The sequence below is a fragment of the Herbaspirillum sp. YR522 genome, from assembly GCF_000282575.1.
GTDB lineage: Bacteria > Pseudomonadota > Gammaproteobacteria > Burkholderiales > Burkholderiaceae_D > Herbaspirillum.
In genome coordinates, this window is the sequence record NZ_AKJA01000146.1 from 1 (window position 1) to 1,276 (window position 1,276).

Below are 1,276 nucleotides of genomic sequence, written 5' to 3' on the forward strand. Positions count from 1 at the left end.
CCCCCCCTGCCGCTACCGGCGGCGGCCAGTGCGCTGGAACGCTGCCGCCAGTTGCTGGGCGATCCCTTGCTCGAAGACGGCGGCCAGGCCATGCAACTGACCGCAGCGGCCCAGGCCCTGCGCGAACCGCTGCGCCTGGCATTGGCCGGTCGCGTCGCGGCGGCCGCCTCGCCACCGGCGCGCCAGCGCCGGGTGCGCATCGCCATGCCGGACTATCCGGCACAGTTGCTGGCGGCCCCCTTGTATGAAGAAGTCAGCGCCAGCGCCCCGCATATCGCATTGGTCTTTCAACCATGGCTGGGCCAGCTCGACGCTGTCGCCGCGCTCGAGGCCGGCGCCTGCGATGTGGCCATCGGCACCGGCGCGCGCGCCCACGGCAACCTGCGCAGCCGCGAGGTCCTGCAGGAACGCTGCGTGGTGGTCATGCGCCACGACCACCCGGCCGCAACGCAGTTGACGCTGCAGAAATGGCTGGCCTATCCGCATCTGGTGGTGTCTACGCTGGAATCGCTCGATGCCGCGCTCGATGCGCAACTGGCCGCGCACGGACAGGCCCGCCGGGTGGCCATGGTGGTGCCGCACTTCCTGATGGCCGCGCCGCTGCTGCATGGCTCGGACCTGGTCGCCATGCTGCCCATGCATTGCGTACCGGCTGCGACGGCGGCCCACCCGGTGGCACTGGCCTGCCTGCGTCCGCCGTTGCCGGTACCGGGATTGCCGCTGCACCTGCTGCGCCACCGGCGCAGCGACGACGACGAGGCCGTGGGCCAGGTCGCGCAGGCACTGGAGCGGCTGATCCAGCGCCGGGTCGCCGGACGCTGAGCGCGGCGCGGCTGCCTGGCGACACCTGTCGCATGCGCTATTGCAGGCGCCGACGAATGACGTCGAACAGCGGCGTCGGGCTGCGTGGCAGCGGGTCGGGCAATCCCTGCTCCGCGGCGCGCCAATAGGCCCACGGCACCTTGCTGCGTCCCAGTTCGTAATCCATCCCATCCCAGCCGTCTTCACGGAAGGCATAGAAGGCCCAATGCACGCCGGCCGTCTCCAGCACGTCGAGCACGTCATCGAGATAACGGGCGCAGTCGTCGAGCGTGCGAATGCACCCGAACTCGCCGGCCACCATGCGCGAACGCCCGATGCCCATGGCGTCGGCCCAGTCCAGCGGCTGCTGCAGGTATTGCCTCACGCGCGCGGCGTTCCACTGCTGCGCGCGGCCGGAAGAGCGTCGTGTAGGGAAAGAGTGTAGATCTCGGTGGTCGCCGTATCATTAAAAAAA

At 69.9% G+C, this 1,276-nt stretch carries 2 protein-coding genes; one reads left to right on the forward strand and one right to left on the reverse strand.

The window, feature by feature from the left end; translation table 11 throughout:
- On the forward strand, positions 1-822 hold an 822-nt coding region (locus tag PMI40_RS20685; RefSeq protein WP_008119451.1), incomplete at its 5' end, for a LysR substrate-binding domain-containing protein.
- Positions 823-859: 37 nt separating this feature from the next.
- Here the strand turns inward: PMI40_RS20685 and PMI40_RS20690 are convergent.
- A complete protein-coding gene (locus PMI40_RS20690; protein WP_008119453.1) occupies positions 860-1,186 on the reverse strand; it encodes a hypothetical protein in 327 nt (108 codons plus the stop codon).
- Positions 1,187-1,276: the final 90 nt, after the last annotated feature.